This window comes from Rhodococcus sp. KRD175, from assembly GCF_017168275.1.
GTDB classification, from domain to species: domain Bacteria; phylum Actinomycetota; class Actinomycetes; order Mycobacteriales; family Mycobacteriaceae; genus Rhodococcoides; species Rhodococcoides fascians.
Genome location: NZ_JABFAQ010000008.1, coordinates 42,384 through 59,799, shown reverse-complemented (window position 1 = coordinate 59,799; position 17,416 = coordinate 42,384). Strand labels below are relative to the sequence as shown.

Sequence of the window (17,416 nt, the reverse complement as noted above, 5' to 3'; positions counted from 1 at the left end):
TCGATGACTGCCCTCGCTGAATCGTTCGACGGCGACACCTCTCCGGCGCATTCCACCGAGTTCGAGATCGTGTCCACGGTATTGCGGATGGCCTCGGCCGCCCGGGTGCGGTTGGCGGAGGCGCTCGATGCCCAGGGACTGAGCTGGGCACGGTACGAGGTACTCGAATTGATTTGTCGGAGAGGGCCGTTGTCGTACAGCGCGCTCTCACGTGAATTGGTGCGACACCGAACCAGCATCACTGCGACAACTGCCAGTCTCGTCGACGCGGGCCTGTTGGTGCGCAGTGTCAATCCGCGAAATCGACAGCAGTACTTGGTCGACGCCACCGACTCGGGGTATCGCGCGGTGACACGTGCCGAACGTGCGCTCGAACGGGCTCGGTCGCGGATGGCGGTCGATGCAGATTCCGAGCAAACACTCGAAGTGCTGCGCGGCATCGAGAAGCAGTGGAACAGGCGGGGCTGACCGACACGTCCTGGTTGTGATCCGCCGACGGTGATGCAAGTACCCCTGGGGTGATACCCCCAGGGGTACTTGCATACCCCCTTGGGTATGTGCAATGGTGAGCACGTTCGATCGCTCGGGGTTTCATCCGCCTCGACCGATACCCCCACCCGTATAGGAGAACCATGTCGCTGCGCGATGCCGAAATTCTTCGCCCACCTGACGACCTGACCGCGAGAGGGCCAGGACTACTCGGCCGTGCGGGTGCGTCGATGGTGACCCACCGTCGTTGGGTGTTCGGCGTATGGCTCATCGCGCTGATCGGCCTCGGTTCGTTCGCGCCCTCGGTCTTCACCGATCTGGCGGGAGCCGGGTGGCAGGCGAACGGATCCGAATCCGTACAGGTTCGAGAACTGGCCCAGCAGCATTTCGGTGGCAATTCGTCCGCAGCGGTGCAGGTGGTCGTTCACTCCGACGCAGCATCCATCACGGACCCCGCTGTTCGGGCAGTGATCGACGACGTGACCGAGGTGTTCTCCGGTGACTCCCGATTCGGAGACGTCGTTGCGCCGCAACCGAATATGACGATCAGCCCGGACGGCCGCACCGGCATCGTCATCGCCGGGGCGAACGGCACGACCGACGAGATGGTGAAGGCCGTCGACGATGTGAAGGAGCGGTTGACTGCGCTCTCGACCGACGGAATCGAGGTGTATCCCACCGGTTCGTCGGCCCTGTGGTCGGACTTCAACAAGGCGAACCACGACGCCATGATCCAAGCCGAACTGTTCTCGTGGCCGGTCACCTTGGCGATCATGGTGCTTGCCTTCGGTTCCCTCGTCGCGGCCGGTTTGCCGCTGCTGCTCACCGTCGCGGGGCTCGTTGCCTCCGCTGGTGGTCTGGTTCTGCTCAACGGTGTCACGCCGATCTCGGTGTGGGCCATGAACTTTGCAATGATGTTCGCCCTCGCGCTGGGAATCGACTACGCCCTGTTCATCGTCGCTCGATTCCGCGACGCGCTGCGGAACACCGACCCTCGGGCTGCCGTCGCCGCCACCATGGACACCGCAGGTAAGGCCGTCGTGTTGTCCGGGCTGACGGTGCTGGTGAGTCTGTCCGCAGTGCTGCTGGTCCCCGCGCCGGCGGTGCGCACGATGGCCGTCGGGATCATGTTGGCTGTCGCCTTCGTGTTGCTGGCAACGATGACTCTGCTGCCTGCGGCATTGGGTGCGCTCGGACCCAAGGTCAACGCCGCTTCGTTGCCGTACGCCAAGCGTCAAGTGCATCGATCCCCAAGGTTCGCGGCATGGGGGGAGTTGCTGCACAAGCACCCGTGGCCGTTCGCGGTCGTGTCGGTGGGGATTCTGATTGCGCTCGCCCTGCCGGTGCTCGGGCTGAAGGTGGCAATGCCGTCGATAGCAGTGGTGCCCGAGGATGCCCCCGTGCGGCAGGGTTACGAGCTCGTTCAGGACCGGTTCGGACCGGGCGCACCGGGTTCGCTGCAGATCGTGGTTCCCGAAGTGGATGCTGCCGAGACCGCAACCGTCGCTGCGCGGGTCGACGGGATCTCGATGGTGACGCCGCCGCAGAGTGCGGCTGACGATTCGGGATATGCACTGCTGCAGGCAATTCCGTCGGTGGATCCGTCCGACGAAGCGATGGGCTCCATTCTCGCCGAGCTGCGATCGACATTGCCCGATTCGGCACTCGTCGGCGGAGCACCGGCAGAGAACCTGGACCTGCAGCAGGCTTTGAACGACTACCTGCCGATAGTCGTCGGGATCATCCTGGTTCTCGGATTCGTGCTGCTGCTGGTGGCGCTTCAGGCTCCGCTCATCGCGTTGCTCGGTACCGCGGTGAGCCTGCTGTCCACCGCGGCGGCGTTCGGCGTCGCCAAGCTGATCTTCCAGGACGGACACGGATTCTCGTTGCTGGGCTTCACGCCGCAGGGATTTCTCGACGGTTGGGGTCCGGTGTTCTTCTTCGCGATGATCTTCGCCATCGCCATGGACTACACGGTGTTCCTCCTGGCTACCGCCAAGGAGCATTACGAGCGCTCCGGTGATTCCAAGGTTGCCCAGGTGGACGGGTTGGCCCACTCGGGACGAGTCATCTTTGCCGCAGCAGCGGTGATGGTGGCAGTGTTCTTCACATTCGCACTGTCGGATCCGTTGCCCCCGAAAGAGATGGGCATCATCCTGGGTGTTGCGGTACTGCTCGACGCGTTCCTGGTTCGACTCGTCCTGCTTCCGGTCCTGCTACGGCTGACCGGACACGGCGCGTGGTGGTCGCCGGCATGGTTACGTGCTGTCCTGCCCTCCATCCGTTTTTCTCACTGACACAACAGCTCACACTGACACAACAATTTTCGAGGAGACATCATGAACATCGCACTGTCCACCACACTGACCGACACCGATTTCGCCGACGCGATCGAGAGCACGAGAAAGGCGTTGTCGGAGCAGGGATTCGGAGTTCTCACCGAAATCGACATGCAGGCCACGTTGAAGGCCAAGCTCGACGAGGACATGGAGCGCTACGTGATCCTGGGCGCGTGCAACCCGGGACTGGCTCACCGCGCAGTGGGGGTGATGAAACAGATCGGTCTGCTGTTGCCGTGCAATGTGGTCGTGCGTGAGAACCCGGCGGCGGCGCGGTCCGTCGTCGTCGAGGCCATGAACCCGGCCATCATGGTCGAGGTCACCGGTGAGCCGCGGTTGGGTGCGGTCGCCGCCGAGGCCACGGCGAAACTGCAGGCGGCAATCGCGGCCCTCGGCGGTACCGGTACCGCGCCGCAATGATGCCCCCGGGGGTACCCTGGGGTTCACTGCTACCACCATCGAAGGAATCGACATGATCGGCGACGAAGACAGCATTGCACTGGTACTCAACCGGCTCAAGCGTGCGCACGGCCAACTTGCGGGTGTCATCGGGATGATCGAGAACGGTCGTGATTGCAAGGACGTCGTCACCCAGCTCGCTGCCGTGTCGCGGGCGCTCGACCGTGCCGGGTTCAAGATCGTGGCAACCGGCCTACGGGAGTGCATGACGGGGGATGCTGCTGACGGTAGGGAACCGATGACCGAGGCCGAGCTCGAAAAGTTGTTTCTGGCTCTGGCCTGAGCCGCCGGCCGAACTCCGGACGAACGGCATGTGTCGGGTTGCCGTCGATACCGAGTTGCAGTCGACAAGCAGCGGATTCGACTGCATACTTGACTTGGTCCAGAAAACCGGAGGATACTGACGCTGTGATGCCGATCTCACCCTATGCGGAGCAATTACGCACCGCCGATTTGCGCGTGACCCGTCCGCGGGTCACCGTGCTCGAGGTCGTCGAAACCAATCCGCATGCGGACACCGACACGATTCTCGGACTCGTCCGATCGGTGCTCCCCGAGGTATCACGCCAGACGGTGTACGACGTTCTCAATGCCCTGACCGCTGCGCGCCTGGTGCGTCGCATCGAGCCCGCGGGATCTCCCGCACGATACGAATCTCGGGTCGGGGACAACCATCACCACGCTGTGTGCCGCAACTGCGGCGTGATCGCAGACGTGGATTGCGCGGTGGGCGAGACGCCGTGTCTCACCGCATCGGACTCCGTCGGTTTCACGATCGACGAGGCAGAGGTCATCTACTGGGGCTTCTGCGCACAGTGTTCGGCTGCTCGCGAGCAGCCGGCAGTTCCCGTTCAGTTCCCTCCCCGGTCTCGAACACAGCAGAGTTCGTGACCACCGATCACAGCCCGATCGTCACACCTTGGAAGGAAGCACGTGTCTGAAGATCACGTAACACGCGAAAAAGAGATGAACGAGGATCAGCCGCAGGAGAGCGGTGGCAAGTGTCCGGTCATGCACGACGCGATGCCCACGCCTGTCGAAGGCGGCGGCAACCGCGAGTGGTGGCCCAAGGCGCTCAATCTCAAGATCCTCAAGAAGAACCCGGCCGTGGGCGATCCGATGGGTGCGGATTACGACTACGCCGCCGAGTTCAATTCTCTCGATCTCGCCGAGGTCAAGCGTGACATCGAAGCCGTGATGACGAACTCGCAGCCGTGGTGGCCTGCGGACTTCGGGCACTACGGTCCGTTCTTCATCCGCATGGCGTGGCACGCGGCCGGAACCTACCGCAAGCAGGACGGTCGCGGCGGTGCCGGAGCCGGCATGCAGCGATTCGCTCCCCTCAACAGCTGGCCCGACAACGCGAGCCTGGACAAGGCCCGCCGTCTCATCTGGCCGGTCAAGCAGAAGTACGGCCGCAAACTGTCCTGGGCCGACCTCATCGTGCTCACCGGCAACGTCGCCATCGAGTCCATGGGCCTGCCGACCTACGGCTACGCCGGCGGACGCGTCGACGCCTGGGAGCCGGACGAGGACGTCTACTGGGGCCCCGAGCAGACCTGGTTGGGCGACGAGCGCTACCACGGTGACCGCACGAGCCTCGAGAACCCGCTGGCCGCAGTGCAGATGGGCTTGATCTACGTCAATCCCGAAGGCCCCAACGGTAACCCGGATCCCGTGCAGTCCGCACTGGACATCCGCGAGACCTTCGGCCGCATGGCCATGAACGACATCGAGACTGCGGCACTCGCGGTCGGTGGACACACCTTCGGCAAGACCCACGGCGCAGCCGACCCCGATGCCCACATCGGACCGGAGCCCGAGGGCGCGCCCATCGAGCAGATGGGCCTGGGCTGGAAGAACAGCTTCGGCACCGGCTCGGGCGCCGACGCGATCACCAGCGGACTCGAGGTCATCTGGACCCCGACGCCGACCCAGTGGGACAACTCGTTCCTCGAGACCCTCTACGGCTTCGAGTGGGAGCTCTACAAGAGCCCGGGCGGCGCACACCAGTGGCGTCCGAAGAACGGAGAAGGCGCGGATCTCGTTCCCGACCCGGCGGATCCGTCCAAGCGTCGCCACCCGTCGATGCTGACCTCAGACATCGCGATGCGCGTCGATCCGATCTACGAGCAGATCACCCGTCGTTGGCTCGATCATCCCGAGGAGCTCGCAGAAGAGTTCCAGAAGGCGTGGTTCAAGCTCACCCACCGCGACATGGGACCGGTCTCGCGTTACCTCGGCCCCGAGGTTCCGGCGGAGCCCCTGCTTTGGCAGGACCCGATTCCGGCCGTCGATCACGAGCTGATCGGTGACGCCCAGATCGCCGAGCTCAAGCAGGCCATCCTCGGTTCCGAACTGAGCCAGGATCAGCTGATCTCGGCTGCGTGGGCGGCGGCATCGTCGTTCCGCGTCAGCGACAAGCGCGGCGGTGCCAACGGTGGCCGTCTGCGCCTGCAGCCGCAGGCCGGCTGGGAGGTCAACGAGCCCGACGAGATCGCACAGGTCATCCGCGTTCTCGAAGGCATTCAGCAGTCGTTCTCCGGAACGGTGTCGTTCGCGGACCTCGTCGTCCTCGGCGGTGTCGCAGCCGTCGAGCAGGCCGCCAAGAACGCAGGCGTCGACATCACGGTCCCGTTCACCCCGGGCCGCATGGATGCGACGCAGGAGAAGACGGACGTCGACTCGTTCTCCGATCTCGAGCCCAAGGTGGACGGCTTCCGCAACTTCCTGGGCAAGGGCCAGAAGCTGCCCGCCGAGTTCAACCTGGTCGATCGGGCCAACTTGCTCTCGCTCAGTGCACCGGAAATGACCGTGCTGGTCGGCGGTCTGCGTGTACTCGGCGCGAACTACAAGGGGTCGACGCACGGCGTCCTCACCGACAAGGTCGGCACGCTCACCAACGACTTCTTCGTCAACCTCCTCGACATGGGCACCGAATGGGTTCCCACCGCGGAGGACGGCATCTACGAGGCCAAGGACGCCGCTACCGGCGAGAAGAAGTGGACCGGAACACGTAACGATCTGGTCTTCGGCTCGAACTCCGAATTGCGGGCTCTCGCAGAGGTTTACGCTTGCGATGACGCCAAGGAGAAGTTCGTCCGGGACTTCGTCGCAGCCTGGGACAAGGTCATGATGCTCGATCGCTTCGAGCTCGCCTAGTACTCACCGGCGCTGATGCGCCACCCGAACTCGAAGTTGTGGATGGAATACGAGCTGGATCCATCCACAGCTTCGAGTTCGTCGTTACCGGGCTGTTATCTTTCGATGCCGATTCGTGACTTTGCGCCTGGATTTGTCGCAATGTCCGATTGTCATGCTGGTTGCATGACACAACAGGACGTATCCGCAGGCTCTGCGGACAACAACAGAGACGAAACACGTCAGAGTGCATCCGGTTTCGGGTCGTTCCTCGAGATGTTCCAGGACGCGTCGACCGACAAGTCGGACACCGAGCGCGGAATCCGATAGGACTCAGCGAGCACCGATGGTGTTGGTGACGGAGCCGATCCGTTCGATATCGAGTTCGACTCGGTCGCCCGGAGCGATCCACCGGTCGAGTTCGAGCCCACAACCGCGAGGCAGGGTGCCCGACGTCAGGAGCTCGCCGGGGTAAATGCTCTCGCCGCGACTCGCAAACGCCAGAGATTCACCCATGGAATAGCGCATCCCGGCAGTGCTGGTGGTCGACCAGAGCTCGCCGTTGACCCGGACGGCCGCGGCCAGCGAATCTACATGCGCCGCAACCTCATCGGGGGTGACGACGTCTGCGCCCATCGAACTGGCGAACGTCTTGGTCTTGACGACCGGGCCGAAGGGCGTCCGGCGCTGCTCCTCCCACTGTGTGTCCCGCGCGCTGATGTCGTCGAAGACGACGTAACCGCCTATCGAAGCCTCGGCCTCCCGCTCTGACGCATCTCGGATCGGTCGGGTGACGACGGCACCGAATTCGAGCTCGAAATCGAGAACTCGGCTGTACGACGGCCACTCGACATCGGCCCCGTCGGCTACGACGGTCAGGTGGTTACCGGTGTAGTAGATCGGATGGTCGTCGAACCCCGGACCGGGACGCAAGGCCGGGAAAGTTCGACGCGTCAGCATCTCGAATCCACGGATGAACGGGACGGCACGCGGTAGATTTCGCCGAACGAGGTTGTGCGCGGCCAGATCCCAGTGCTCGTCCCAACCCAGGAAGCAGCGCAGTGACGCCGGAACGACCGGAAGGGTCGGTGCCGGTCGGGTCCATCGTCGCGACGCCCTCGTCGGCCGCCCGCCGCGCCACCGTCGTTGCGGCTTCACGTGCGGGTTCACCTGCATCGAGGAACCGAAGCATGGACCCGGTGAGCGGGCGCAGGATCTCGGGGGCACCCAGAGTCGAGACCGCAGCCTCGAGATCGATCCACGTGGTCGTGTCGGGCACGTGGACGGCAAGGCGGTCGGCGGAATCGGTGGGGGTCAAGCGTCGCAGTCGCACGGGCGCGTCCGATCTGTGCGGAGCGATGCTCCACAACGGTTGAGGAACCCGGAGTGTAAACGGTGCCACGGTCGGCGTGTCAAGACCCGACGGTTAGCGTGGGGTGATGAGATCACCGGTGCCCGAGTATCTTCAGTCCGTCCTGACGGAGTGCCGACACCTCGACGATGGGGAAATGTCGAGCGGCAACCCGGAATTGGCGGCGGCCGATCCCGACACGTTCGCGGTTGCGCTCGCCACCGTCGGTGGGTCGCACTACGGGGCGGGCGATACCGACACCGAATTCTCCATCCAGTCGATCGCCAAAGCGGTGGCCTATGCGCTGGCCATCGAGGACAACGGGCTCGCAGCGGTGCTCGAGGCCGTCGACGTCGAACCGTCGGGGGATTCGTTCAACGAGATCTCGTTGGAGGCGCGGACCGGTCGACCTCGCAACTCTCTGATCAATGCCGGTGCGCTGGCGGTACATTCGATGATCGCGGGAAGTGACGGCGAAGAACGAGCGGGGCGGCTCATCGAGCTGCTCGGAGCCATGGCCGGCCGTGAACTCCACATCGATCGATCGGTGTACGAGGCCGAACTGGAATCCGACGATCGAAATACCGCGATCGCGCACCTGCTGAAGTCGGTCGGCCACCTCGGTGCGGAACCCGCGGTCGTCGTCGACGGGTATGCGCGCCAGTGCGCGGTGACGGTGACGTGCAACGATCTGGCCGTGATCGCCTCGGTGATGGCGAACGGCGGAACCGATCCGGCCACCGGCCGACAGGTCGTCGACCCCGCGGTCAACCGTCACGTTCTCGCTGTCATGGCAACCTGTGGGATGTACGACGGCAGCGGCAGTTGGATTGCGACAGTGGGCATTCCGGCCAAGAGTGGAGTCGCGGGAGCCATCATGGGCGTGCTCCCCGGTCAGGTGGGTGTTGCCGTGATCTCGCCCCGGTTGAACGAGCACGGAAACAGCGTCCGCGGGGTTGCGGTGTTCGAGAGGTTGTCACGCGACCTCGGTCTGCACATGATGCACGTCCCTCCCAGCGGCGAATCCGCCATTCGCACGCTGAACGAATCCGACGGCGTCACGACCGTCGAACTGCAGGGCGAGCTGAGGTTCGCCGGTGCGGAATCCGTCGTCGCCCGTCTTGCGGCCGGCGTCCCGGACTGCGAGGAGATAGTCGTCGATTTCACCGAAGTGCGCGCCGTCGACGGCGCTGCACAGCGCCTCCTTCGAGAGGCTGTGAGCGGACTGGAAGACGACGGCTACCGCGTCGTCGTCGAGGATCCCGACGGGCTGATGAACGCCTCCCGCGACAGCTGACACACCTCGAACCAGACGGTCGGTGTCACAGTCTCCCGGCGAGAATCATGTGCCAGTAGGACTGCGGTAGGCCGTATCGGTCGAACGCCCACGCGGACCGTCTGGGTTTCAGGGGATCGAGAAACGAGGGTAGCGACGACGCCAGTGCACCGGTGCGGTCGAACTCGGCAGCGATCAGAGTGTGTGCTTCGACAGCGATGGGTGCGACGGTGTACCCGTCGTAACTCGACATCGCTCCGCCGCTCCTGGATGCGACGAGATTGTCGACGAGAACCGAAATCTGTTTGCGTAGAGCGCCACCCGACGAGTCGGTGTCGATCGCTGCACCGTCGCCTGCAGCCCACACCTCGGGGTGGCGTCGGTGCCGCATCGTGCGGGAGTCGATGTCGACGACACCGTGCTGCTGCTCTCCTGCCAGACCGGACTCCTGTACCCACAATGGTCCGCGATACGGCGGGACCAGGTGCAGCATGTCGTAGTCGATACGCTCGTCGACCCCGGCGTGATCGGTGACGGTGATGCGCTTGCTCTCGGGCTCGAGCGCCGTGACCGCCGTATCCATCAGGACGCGCACACCCAGGTCTCGGAGGTGGCCGGCGAGCCGGGGGTCCAGGTCAGGGACACCGAGCAGACTCTCACGATCTACGACCAACGTGATGTCGACGGTCGGTAGTCGTCCTGTGCGCTTCCAGTGGGCGGCCGCGAGGAACAGCGGCTTGACAGTGGTCCCGGTACACCCGACGGGCGGACGCGGCACGGTGAACACGGCGCGACTGTGTGCAGGCAGGTCACGGACCAGCCGCCATGTGCGCTCGGCCCGGTCGAGGTAGTTGCTGGCGACATCGGGAAAACGAAGCGCCGCATGCACACCCGGCAGAGCGGCTTCGTCGGCGATCAGGCCTTGCCCCAGTACGAGATCGCGGTAGCCGTACTCCATTCCCGACGCGCAGCGAACCGAGCGTTCTGTCGGATCCACCGACACGACCGAATCTTCGAGCCACACACAGCCCTCGGGGGTCACCGAGCGTTGGGTCCGTTCGGCCTCGGTCAGCGGTGCCTGACCGGCACCGACGTACGACAACAGGGGCTTGTACGTGTGCACCTGCTTGGGCTCGATCACGGCGACGTCGGACACGCCCTTCTTCAGCAGTCGTGCGGCCGCGCTGATCCCGGCATTGCCTCCACCGATGATCAGCACGTCGTACATGGTGCGGCTCACCGTGAATCGGCCGCCTGCGCTGTGACGTCGGTGCGGGCATCGGTTTCGGTGCGGGCTTCGGCGAGCGTGCGGTAGACGAACACGCGGTCCGAGACGCCGCTCGGGTCTGCGCCGTCGGGAAGCACAACGGAGAGTTTCTGCTGCCAGCGACCCTGGCGAATAGCGGTGGCGTCGAGCACGGAGCGAACCCCCGCCGCGACGAACGTGACGCGAGACAGATCGAGAATCAGAGCCCGGCCGCGCTCGGCGGCTTCCCCCAACGTCTCTGCCAGCACCGGAACGTCCACGTCGGTGATGGTGCCGGCAATGCGCACCTCGATGTCGGCGCCTGCGCTCTCGTCGACCGACACCGTCATCTCGGCCTCCGGGAGCGAGGAACGGGTACTCGAGGCACGGTCGTCGGCGGTGGAGAGCGATGGAACCACACCGGCGAGCGGAGTTCGAATGGACGGAACGACGATCATGGACAACTCCTCTGGAGCCGAACTCCTGAACCCGTGCAGGGGGAGTGCGGCAGTCGACTGCCGAGACTGCGGGCTGCTCCTCAACCACACACGTCCTAGCACTACCCCGAAGTGCGTGTCGGTAAGCCTGTTCCGAACAACCGGTTTGCGGGGCTTGGACGCGGGAATACGAATCCGACAATCCACGCTGGGAGGAATGTCCATGACGACAGCCGAATTCGATTCCGTCCGTTCGCTGGCACGAGTGCACGCCGATCCCGGAGTGTACGAGCCTCAGGAGGATTCACTTCTGCTGTGCGACGTCGCCGCAGATTCTGGGCTCGTGCCCGGAGCCCGTGTACTCGACATGTGTACCGGTAGCGGCGCAGTGGCCATCACCGCAGCACTGCTCGGTGCCCGCGAGGTGGTGGCCTTCGACATCTCTCCGCGTGCGGTTGCCTGTGCGCAGCGCAATGCCCGGTCGGTCGGAGTCGATGTGGATGTGCGGCTGGGGTCGTTCTCGGAGGCGACCGAGCTGGAGCCGTTCGACATTCTGCTGTGCAACCCTCCGTACGTTCCGTCGGAGACCGCGCCCACCGGCATGGGTTTGCACCGCGCCTGGGATGCGGGTGAGGACGGGCGAGTGGTGCTCGACCCTCTGTGCACGCGAGGCGCGGAACTGCTGGCACCCGGCGGTGTGCTGCTGGTGGTCCACTCGGAATTCTCGGGTCCGCAGCGAACACGGGAGATGCTGAATACTCACGGTTTCGGTGCATCGGAGGCGGCGTGCCGCACAATCGACTTCGGGCCCGTCATGACGGCTCGTGCCGAGTGGCTCGAGGCCAAGGGCGTGCTCGAATCAGGCCGCAGAACGGAAGAATTGGTGGTGTTGCGTGGCGACAAGCGATGAGTCGACGGGTGGTGACGCTGCACCTGCGCGCACTCGGGTGAGACTGGTCCGGGGCGGACCGATGCTGATCGACGGGCCGGTCGAGATCGAACTCGACGACGGCTCCGTCGTCACCTCGGATCGTTTCGTCGTCGCGCTGTGCACGTGCAAGCGCAGCAAGACGTACCCGCTGTGCGACACGAGCCATCGCGCGAAGCGACGAGCGAGTCAGTCCAGCGACGACTGACCGGCGGACCACCGCTGCATCACGTGGTCCGCGAGCTCGTTCTCGACGAAATCCAGTGCGCGCATGCCGAATACGATGTCGGCTTCGATGTGTGGTTCCTGTCCGATCAGGTTCTCCACCACGTCGTGGCGCAGGACCTGCTCGTGGACGGCGTCGGCCTCGACGTGCTCCGCGTAGAACGCGATGCATGCCGCCGGCGCAGACAACCTGCGAAGGCCCTGCACGAACCGCTGTGAACCCGGCGAGGACGTGATCTCCGTGGCGGCGAAATGGCCCACGGTGGCACCTCGCCGGCTGCGGTGCAATCCGAACAACGACATGAGGTTGACCCACGCGAGTGTCTGGGCGGGGACGCGGTCCACGTACCCGAGGTAGGACGCATCGAGGTCTGCTGCCGTCATGGATTCGGCCCACAGATGCTGGTGGACACGCTCACCCCTGCCACCGCCGTACTCGTCGAATTCGACGGCGACATACGAGGCCTTGACCTGGCCGACCAGCCTCGGGATCGCCCACGCATGGGGATCCGCTTCCTTGAGGTGGTAGATGGACCGATGTACGAAGTACTCGCGCATCTGCTCCCACGATCCTTCGTCCCGCAGGAACCACGACGGGCCGGTACCGGACGACGCCTCGACCGACAGTCGCTTCATTTCGGCGACGACGTCGTCGCCGGGTTCGACATTCGAGCGCACGTAGTTCAGAAACGCGGATTCGAGTGCTGCTCTGAACTGCAGCAGTGCTGGATCCCACTCCAGTTCGTCGTCCACGCCCTCGAACCCGCGGTAGTGCAGTTCGTAGCTGACGAGCAACGCCAGTTGCATGTCACGCGACGTCGGATCGGCATCCGACGCGCTGGGCAGTGCGGCACCGCCGCCGGTGGAGAGATACCGGATCACGGCGTCCGAGAGTGGACCACACGGCACCGGCAACCGAGGCGACACGAGGGTGGGGGCGATGGAAGGGGTCACAACACTCATTGTTCACGCCTACCCGCTGCCGGTCACGGTCAATCGTGTGGGTCCGATGCGTTTGCACGCATACGAAGCAGGTAATCCGCTTCGTGCGATTCCGAGTTTCGGGGTCGAGTAACAGAGAGGAGCCTCCATGCGCGCAGTGACATGGCAGGGCAAGAGGAACGTCAGCGTCGATTCGGTGCCCGATCCCCGCATCGAAGCGCCGACGGACGCAATTGTGAAGATCACGACCACCAATATCTGCGGATCGGACCTACACCTGTACGAGACGCTCGGTGCCTTCATGGACCAGGGCGATATTCTGGGTCACGAGCCCATGGGCATCGTGGAGGAAGTCGGTTCGGAGACAGGCGATCTCGCCGTCGGAGACCGTGTGGTCATCCCGTTCCAGATTTCGTGTGGACATTGCTACATGTGCAATTCGAGTCTGTACACCCAGTGCGAGACCACCCAGGTTCGTGAGCAGGGCATGGGTGCCGCGTTGTTCGGCTTCTCCAAGCTGTACGGCCAAGTGCCCGGTGGGCAAGCGGAGTACCTCCGTGTTCCGCAGGCGCAGTTCACGCACATCAAGGTCTCCGAGGCCGGACCCGATTCGCGATACGTCTACCTCTCCGACGTATTGCCTACCGCGTGGCAGTCGGTGGAGTACGCGTCGATACCTGCAGGCGGGTCGGTGACGGTGCTCGGACTCGGTCCCATCGGAGACATGGCCGCCCGCATCGCCCAGCACAAGGGTGCTCGGGTCATTGCTGTCGACCTCGTACCCGAGCGCCTGGCGCGAGCTGCGGCACGGGGAATCGAAACGGTGAATCTGGCCGAACACAGCGGGGGCGTCGGCGACGTCATTCGAGACATGACCGACGGCCGAGGAACGGACGCGGTGATCGATGCCGTCGGAATGGAGGCGCACGGCTCACCGGTCGGCAAGCTGGCCCAGCAGATCGTCGGAATGCTGCCCGACGCCGTGGCCGCGCCGATGATGCAGAAGGCCGGCGTGGACCGGCTGGGTGCGCTGTACTCGGCAATCGACATCGTTCGACGCGGCGGAACCATCTCGATCATCGGTGTGTACGGAGGTATGGCCGATCCGCTACCGTTGATGACCTTGTTCGACAAACAAATTCAGCTGCGGATGGGCCAGGCGAACGTCAAGCGATGGGTCGACGACATCATGCCGCTTCTCGGCGACGACGATCCGTTGGGCGTCGATTCGTTCGCTACTCACGAGCTTCCGCTCGAAGAAGCGCCGCATGCGTACGACATCTTCCAGAAGAAGCAGGACGGTGCGATCAAGGTTCTGTTGAAGCCCTGAACCTTTCGAATACAGCGATGCGGCCCGGAACTTCACGGGCCGCATCGGTATTCGCAGAAGGATCGATCGATCGTCGTCAGTCGACGGAGATGACGTCCTTGGCGATTGCTGCCAGGCGAGTCTGTCCTGCGGACACGACTCCGTGGCGGTTCTTGTGTGCCTCTTCGTACGCCACGACAGTGCGTACGTCGGCGGGTGTGGTCAGTTCCTTGATGGCGGCCACCGCGTCCGAGACGTTGAGGTCGTCGTAGTCCGCTACGGGAAGTTCGTCGGCACCGAGAGTTCCACCGGCGGACCGCGCGGTGTGAATGGCGTCGGCGACAGAATCGACACCCTCGCTACGGGTGACATCTTCGGCGGCTTCGAGTGCGGCATCGCGGCTGGCGGTCAACGTTCTGACGGCGACGTCGCCTGCGTGTGCACCGCGGCCGAGCAGAGCGCTCAGTCGGTCCGGGGTGGCGCGAGCGGCGTCCAATGCACGGTCGAGACCGCGAGCCGACCAGTTGGCCGGTGCGTTGACGATCTTGACTGCGGTGCCGGCAGCTGCCTGGAAAGGCGTCCGGCGCAGTGCGGCGGGTCCACCCAGGGCGTCTTCGGCGAGGACGGTCTCGAGCCATTCGACCGTCGCGGCGTGCGCGGTGGCCAAGCGGCCGGCCAGTGCCACGACGGACGGTTCCTCGGCTGCTGTTGCCAGAGCCTTGATGTACTTCGCTCGACCCAACAGTTGCTGCTCGAGGGCGAGATCGCCTAGCAGTGCCTCGTCGAACGGCTGCGCCTGCTCGGCGACTGCCTTCACCGCTGCGAAGGTGCGTCCGATGAACGGTGCCACTACCTCGGGCAGGCCACCGAGGTTGCGCAGTGCTTCCTCGATAGCGGCGGCGCGGTCACGTCCGTTGGCGGCGTTCTGCGTCAGTTCCCGACGAACCGCTTCGGTGCGCGCCTGCACGACGCGGGTTTCCGCAACCTGAATTTCGGTGTGTGTCAGCTGCAGTGCAATCCGCAACTGAGCGATCAAAGTCGATGTGCTCATGGTGCTCCCCTTTCGGTGGGTGGGTACATGGATCCGGCCGATGCCTGTGGGTCACAGCGTGATGCTCGGCCCTGTTCGGGTGTTACCCGTCGGTAAGTTTTGCCAAACGGCTGTACCGCAGGTGTGAACAGCGACACGTCCGAACCGCTACTCGTGTCGGCGGGATTCGACGGTTTCGATCGGCAGCGGAATGGACATCCGACACCGATGACTACCGAGCTGTACACAGCAACCGTCTCTGCAACTGCGACCGGCGTGACCTCCGACGACGGAGTGCTGTCGTTGAGTGTGCGAGAACCGGCCGAACTCGGTGGCCCGGGCGAGGCCACCAACCCCGAGCAGTTGATGGCCGCAGCGCTGTCGAGTTGCTTGGTGGAGTCACTGCGAATCGCACTGGGGACCGTCGGCGGCAGTGTCGACGAACTCGCGGTCAAGGGCACCGTCGTGCTGACCGATTCCGACGCATCCGGTTACGACGCGAAATTCGCACTGTCGGTGTCGCTACCGGGCACCGACAACCCGGAGGCCGTACTCGCGCAGGCCACGTCGATCTGCCCGTTCCTCAAAGTGATCGACGCCGTGGACGTCACCCTTGAATAACCGCTCGATCGATCGGCGGACCTGCTCCGAACGCGCGCGATGACATCCGTTCGCGTTCGGGCGGTTCGCGGAGTGCAGGCGATCAAAGCCGGCTTCGCGCGTGAGGACACCACGCTGATCGCGGGCGGACTGACGTTCTACGCGGTGATCGCCGTCGTCCCTCTGCTGCTTCTGACGATCCGGGCGACCGTGTTGTTGGTGTCGGCGCAGTGGGTACAGGGCGGATTCGACGCCATGTCTGCGTTACTGCCCGATGCGTTGGGTGCCCGCGCGGCGCTCGACGGCCTGGCCGATGCCGGAATACACCTGGGACCACTGGGGGTCGTGATCTCGATCTTTCCCGCAACGTTCTACGGAGAGGGTCTGCGGAGGGCGATCGTGCGCTTCGCCCCGACCCGTGAAACGTTCACCGGGTGGCGAGGCAGAGCTGCCATGGTGCCCTTTTTCGTTGCCGCCCCGGTGTTGCTCCTCGGGGTGCTGACCGTCGCACGCGTCCTGCAGGCGACCACGGGCGGCGGGGGTGCCGGTGCGCTGGCTCTACGAATATTTCTGGGGTTCAACTGCCTATGGCTGATCCTGGCCGTTCCGCTTGCCTGGACCTACCGGGTCATCGCGCCGCGGGCGGTGGGGTGGCGGGCACTCGTGGCCGGCTCCTTGGTCACGTCGTCGATCGTCACCGGGTTCGTGCACGGCTTCATCTTGTTCCTGGCCATTCCGGTCGACCTCGGTGCACCGTTCGGCGGTCTCACCGACATCGGCGGCGGTGTGGCAATCATGCTGTGGATGTTCGTCTTTCACGTGCTGGCGCTCGCCGGCTGGCTGATCACCGCCGAGTTCGATCGGCCCGTCGGTACAGCCCGAACATCAGCTGGGTGAACCCGAGAACAGCCAGACCACACGTCACCGATATTCCGATCGTCGCGGACGTCTGAGCGCTACCGGGGCCCGCGCCCGCAACGGTCGCGGTGACGACGGCGGCAACGACCCGAGACGGCCGCTCCCACACTGTCAGAAAGCCGACGTCGGAAATCCCGGCTCCGACGGCACGCGCGCGGGCCGTCTCGTGCAGCAATGTCGTCACACCGACGGCAACCACGATGGGCATCGGAGCACCCAGCGCGAGGCTGCCCGCCAGGAACAGCAGATCGCTGCACCGATCCGACACCGTGTCCAGCAGATAGCCCCACTGCGATTGGGAACGGCCGATCATGGCCACGCCGCCGTCGATACCGTCGAGCAGCCCGGAGAACACGATGAGCACCGCAGCCAGGAGGGGCAGCGAGGTGCCCGGCCGGGACAACGCCACCGAGCCTGCAGCCGCAACCACCGCGGCGACGGTGACGACGTGGGCAGAGACGGATGCGCGCACGAGCGGGGCGCTCAGGAAGTACACCAGACGAAGCCACGTCGACACGAGCACCGACGACGATGGATCGATGTTGCTGTGCAGACCCGACCATGTCGACAGATATTCCTGGCGGGTCGCCGGAAGTTCGGACGAAGTGCGCCGGCTCGGTGTGCTGCGCTGGTTGACCATCGACGATCCTTGCTCGGCAAATCGAAAGACCGACTCTACGAAATATTCGTCGGTGTATACCCGCCTATACGAAACCCACACCCGAG

At 64.5% G+C, this 17,416-nt stretch carries 19 protein-coding genes; 13 read left to right on the top strand and 6 right to left on the bottom strand.

What is annotated here, in order from left to right; all coding sequences use genetic code 11:
- Positions 1 to 3 precede the first annotated feature (3 nt).
- The 7 genes from J1M81_RS15025 to J1M81_RS14995 all read left to right on the top strand — a co-directional run bounded on the left by J1M81_RS15025 (position 4) and on the right by J1M81_RS14995 (position 6,758).
- Entirely contained in the window at positions 4 to 468 is a 465-nt protein-coding gene (locus J1M81_RS15025) for a MarR family transcriptional regulator (protein ID WP_206498275.1), read from the top strand.
- 164 nt (positions 469 to 632) lie between these two features.
- Positions 633 to 2,786 carry an MMPL family transporter gene (locus J1M81_RS15020; protein ID WP_045842008.1) on the top strand — a complete coding sequence of 718 codons (2,154 nt, stop codon included), beginning with the start codon at positions 633 to 635 and terminating at the stop codon, positions 2,784 to 2,786.
- Positions 2,787 to 2,828: 42 nt separating this feature from the next.
- Positions 2,829 to 3,248, top strand: a complete 420-nt coding sequence (locus J1M81_RS15015; protein WP_032383505.1) for a DUF302 domain-containing protein — start codon at positions 2,829 to 2,831, stop codon at positions 3,246 to 3,248.
- A 52-nt stretch (positions 3,249 to 3,300) separates the two neighbouring features.
- Complete coding sequence (locus J1M81_RS15010; RefSeq protein WP_032366273.1) at positions 3,301 to 3,570, top strand: metal-sensitive transcriptional regulator; 270 nt, start codon at positions 3,301 to 3,303, stop codon at positions 3,568 to 3,570.
- Between the two features lie 128 nt (positions 3,571 to 3,698).
- The gene (locus tag J1M81_RS15005; protein ID WP_032366272.1) at positions 3,699 to 4,178 is read left to right on the top strand and encodes a Fur family transcriptional regulator; all 480 of its coding nucleotides are present in this window, start codon (positions 3,699 to 3,701) and stop codon (positions 4,176 to 4,178) included.
- A gap of 75 nt (positions 4,179 to 4,253) precedes the next feature.
- Positions 4,254 to 6,449 (top strand): catalase/peroxidase HPI, encoded by a 2,196-nt coding sequence (gene katG / locus J1M81_RS15000; protein ID WP_197077504.1) that lies wholly within the window; start codon positions 4,254 to 4,256, stop codon positions 6,447 to 6,449.
- Positions 6,450 to 6,614: 165 nt separating this feature from the next.
- A complete protein-coding gene (locus tag J1M81_RS14995; protein ID WP_155288482.1) occupies positions 6,615 to 6,758 on the top strand; it encodes a hypothetical protein in 144 nt (47 codons plus the stop codon).
- A 3-nt stretch (positions 6,759 to 6,761) separates the two neighbouring features.
- Here the strand turns inward: J1M81_RS14995 and J1M81_RS14990 are convergent, their stop codons facing one another.
- On the bottom strand, positions 6,762 to 7,586 hold the full coding sequence (locus tag J1M81_RS14990) for a fumarylacetoacetate hydrolase family protein (RefSeq protein ID WP_206498274.1): 825 nt from the start codon (positions 7,584 to 7,586) through the stop codon (positions 6,762 to 6,764).
- Positions 7,587 to 7,867: 281 nt separating this feature from the next.
- On the opposite strand from J1M81_RS14990, the gene glsA reads away from it, so the two are divergent.
- On the top strand, positions 7,868 to 9,076 hold the full coding sequence (gene glsA, locus J1M81_RS14985; protein ID WP_032375616.1) for a glutaminase A: 1,209 nt from the start codon (positions 7,868 to 7,870) through the stop codon (positions 9,074 to 9,076).
- A gap of 25 nt (positions 9,077 to 9,101) precedes the next feature.
- Here glsA and J1M81_RS14980 read toward each other — a convergent pair whose 3' ends face one another.
- Together J1M81_RS14980 and J1M81_RS14975 are read right to left on the bottom strand one after the other, a co-directional pair.
- Positions 9,102 to 10,283, bottom strand: coding sequence for an NAD(P)/FAD-dependent oxidoreductase (locus tag J1M81_RS14980; RefSeq protein ID WP_032375643.1), 1,182 nt, complete (start codon positions 10,281 to 10,283; stop codon positions 9,102 to 9,104).
- 8 nt (positions 10,284 to 10,291) lie between these two features.
- Positions 10,292 to 10,759: a hypothetical protein gene (locus J1M81_RS14975; protein ID WP_032375617.1), complete on the bottom strand. Its 468-nt coding sequence runs from the start codon at positions 10,757 to 10,759 to the stop codon at positions 10,292 to 10,294.
- A gap of 202 nt (positions 10,760 to 10,961) precedes the next feature.
- Here J1M81_RS14975 and J1M81_RS14970 point away from each other — a divergent pair, with 202 nt between their 5' ends.
- Positions 10,962 to 11,648 carry a HemK2/MTQ2 family protein methyltransferase gene (locus J1M81_RS14970; protein ID WP_094718662.1) on the top strand — a complete coding sequence of 229 codons (687 nt, stop codon included), beginning with the start codon at positions 10,962 to 10,964 and terminating at the stop codon, positions 11,646 to 11,648.
- 61 nt (positions 11,649 to 11,709) lie between these two features.
- Positions 11,710 to 11,874, top strand: a complete 165-nt coding sequence (locus tag J1M81_RS14965) for a CDGSH iron-sulfur domain-containing protein (RefSeq protein ID WP_063216898.1) — start codon at positions 11,710 to 11,712, stop codon at positions 11,872 to 11,874.
- On the opposite strand, the gene J1M81_RS14960 is transcribed toward J1M81_RS14965, so the two are convergent.
- A complete protein-coding gene (locus J1M81_RS14960; protein WP_048319872.1) occupies positions 11,856 to 12,854 on the bottom strand; it encodes an iron-containing redox enzyme family protein in 999 nt (332 codons plus the stop codon). The two genes, J1M81_RS14965 and J1M81_RS14960, sit on opposite strands and share 19 nt — an antisense overlap.
- 127 nt (positions 12,855 to 12,981) lie before the next feature.
- On the opposite strand from J1M81_RS14960, the gene J1M81_RS14955 reads away from it, so the two are divergent.
- Positions 12,982 to 14,163 carry a zinc-dependent alcohol dehydrogenase gene (locus tag J1M81_RS14955; protein WP_032375618.1) on the top strand — a complete coding sequence of 394 codons (1,182 nt, stop codon included), beginning with the start codon at positions 12,982 to 12,984 and terminating at the stop codon, positions 14,161 to 14,163.
- A gap of 76 nt (positions 14,164 to 14,239) precedes the next feature.
- Here J1M81_RS14955 and J1M81_RS14950 read toward each other — a convergent pair whose 3' ends face one another.
- The gene (locus J1M81_RS14950; protein WP_032366265.1) at positions 14,240 to 15,193 is read right to left on the bottom strand and encodes a hypothetical protein; all 954 of its coding nucleotides are present in this window, start codon (positions 15,191 to 15,193) and stop codon (positions 14,240 to 14,242) included.
- Positions 15,194 to 15,400: 207 nt separating this feature from the next.
- On the opposite strand from J1M81_RS14950, the gene J1M81_RS14945 reads away from it, so the two are divergent.
- Positions 15,401 to 15,793: an OsmC family protein gene (locus J1M81_RS14945; RefSeq protein ID WP_027496209.1), complete on the top strand. Its 393-nt coding sequence runs from the start codon at positions 15,401 to 15,403 to the stop codon at positions 15,791 to 15,793.
- A gap of 39 nt (positions 15,794 to 15,832) precedes the next feature.
- Positions 15,833 to 16,669: a YihY/virulence factor BrkB family protein gene (locus J1M81_RS14940; RefSeq protein WP_052063189.1), complete on the top strand. Its 837-nt coding sequence runs from the start codon at positions 15,833 to 15,835 to the stop codon at positions 16,667 to 16,669.
- On the opposite strand, the gene J1M81_RS14935 is transcribed toward J1M81_RS14940, so the two are convergent.
- On the bottom strand, positions 16,617 to 17,330 hold the full coding sequence (locus tag J1M81_RS14935) for a CDP-alcohol phosphatidyltransferase family protein (protein WP_051365079.1): 714 nt from the start codon (positions 17,328 to 17,330) through the stop codon (positions 16,617 to 16,619). The genes J1M81_RS14940 and J1M81_RS14935 overlap by 53 nt on opposite strands.
- Positions 17,331 to 17,416: the final 86 nt, after the last annotated feature.

Excerpts from the sequence above, each read along its gene's own strand:
- J1M81_RS15025 (WP_206498275.1), top strand. The coding sequence starts at position 4 with ATGACTGCCCTCGCTGAATCGTTCGACGGCGACACCTCTCCGGCGCAT.
- J1M81_RS15020 (WP_045842008.1), top strand. The coding sequence starts at position 633 with ATGTCGCTGCGCGATGCCGAAATTCTTCGCCCACCTGACGACCTGACC.
- J1M81_RS15015 (WP_032383505.1), top strand. The coding sequence starts at position 2,829 with ATGAACATCGCACTGTCCACCACACTGACCGACACCGATTTCGCCGAC.
- J1M81_RS15010 (WP_032366273.1), top strand. The coding sequence starts at position 3,301 with ATGATCGGCGACGAAGACAGCATTGCACTGGTACTCAACCGGCTCAAG.
- J1M81_RS15005 (WP_032366272.1), top strand. The coding sequence starts at position 3,699 with ATGCCGATCTCACCCTATGCGGAGCAATTACGCACCGCCGATTTGCGC.
- katG (WP_197077504.1), top strand. The coding sequence starts at position 4,254 with ATGAACGAGGATCAGCCGCAGGAGAGCGGTGGCAAGTGTCCGGTCATG.
- J1M81_RS14995 (WP_155288482.1), top strand. The coding sequence starts at position 6,615 with ATGACACAACAGGACGTATCCGCAGGCTCTGCGGACAACAACAGAGAC.
- glsA (WP_032375616.1), top strand. The coding sequence starts at position 7,868 with ATGAGATCACCGGTGCCCGAGTATCTTCAGTCCGTCCTGACGGAGTGC.
- J1M81_RS14980 (WP_032375643.1), bottom strand. The coding sequence starts at position 10,283 with ATGTACGACGTGCTGATCATCGGTGGAGGCAATGCCGGGATCAGCGCG.
- J1M81_RS14975 (WP_032375617.1), bottom strand. The coding sequence starts at position 10,759 with ATGATCGTCGTTCCGTCCATTCGAACTCCGCTCGCCGGTGTGGTTCCA.
- J1M81_RS14970 (WP_094718662.1), top strand. The coding sequence starts at position 10,962 with ATGACGACAGCCGAATTCGATTCCGTCCGTTCGCTGGCACGAGTGCAC.
- J1M81_RS14965 (WP_063216898.1), top strand. The coding sequence starts at position 11,710 with ATGCTGATCGACGGGCCGGTCGAGATCGAACTCGACGACGGCTCCGTC.
- J1M81_RS14960 (WP_048319872.1), bottom strand. The coding sequence starts at position 12,854 with ATGAGTGTTGTGACCCCTTCCATCGCCCCCACCCTCGTGTCGCCTCGG.
- J1M81_RS14955 (WP_032375618.1), top strand. The coding sequence starts at position 12,982 with ATGCGCGCAGTGACATGGCAGGGCAAGAGGAACGTCAGCGTCGATTCG.
- J1M81_RS14950 (WP_032366265.1), bottom strand. The coding sequence starts at position 15,193 with ATGAGCACATCGACTTTGATCGCTCAGTTGCGGATTGCACTGCAGCTG.
- J1M81_RS14945 (WP_027496209.1), top strand. The coding sequence starts at position 15,401 with ATGACTACCGAGCTGTACACAGCAACCGTCTCTGCAACTGCGACCGGC.
- J1M81_RS14940 (WP_052063189.1), top strand. The coding sequence starts at position 15,833 with ATGACATCCGTTCGCGTTCGGGCGGTTCGCGGAGTGCAGGCGATCAAA.
- J1M81_RS14935 (WP_051365079.1), bottom strand. The coding sequence starts at position 17,330 with ATGGTCAACCAGCGCAGCACACCGAGCCGGCGCACTTCGTCCGAACTT.